Source organism: Streptomyces millisiae (assembly GCF_031845425.1).
Classification (GTDB): Bacteria; Actinomycetota; Actinomycetes; order Streptomycetales; family Streptomycetaceae; genus Streptomyces; species Streptomyces millisiae.
In genome coordinates, this window is the sequence record NZ_JAVREM010000405.1 from 1 (window position 1) to 398 (window position 398).

Consider the following 398-nt stretch of genomic DNA (forward strand, 5'->3'; position numbering starts at 1 on the left):
GGCATCGGCCGGGTCTCTGTCGACTCGATCACCGCCAGGACAGGTGGGTCGGTACGCAGCCGGTGCAGGAACGCCTCGAGATCGCCGGGGGCACCTTCGATCTCGATGACGGCGCCGGAACTGTCGTTGCGGACACAGCCGGTCAGCCCGAGCGCGGCCGCCGTGGTGTAGACGAACGGCCGGAAGCCCACGCCCTGGACGACTCCGTGTACGCCGATCCGCAGCCGGCGCCGCGCGGTCATGGTGGCACCTCGGTGGTGCGGCCGCGCCCCAGCAGCTCCAGGCCCCGCATCGCTGCCTCGGCGCCGGCGTGGTCGGTCTTCTCCACCGCGAAGCCCATGTGGATGATCACCCAGTCGCCGGGGGAGAAGGTCTCGTCGGGCAGCATGCCGATATTG

General features: G+C 70.6%; 2 protein-coding genes. Both read right to left on the reverse strand.

Annotation, left to right across the window (positions count from 1 at the left end):
• On the reverse strand, positions 1-242 hold a 242-nt coding region (locus tag RNC47_RS37295), incomplete at its 3' end, for an acylphosphatase (protein ID WP_311605320.1).
• Entirely contained in the window at positions 239-388 is a 150-nt protein-coding gene (locus tag RNC47_RS37745; protein WP_394814970.1) for a HypC/HybG/HupF family hydrogenase formation chaperone, read from the reverse strand. The genes RNC47_RS37745 and RNC47_RS37295, both read right to left, overlap by 4 nt.
• Positions 389-398 lie beyond the last annotated feature (10 nt).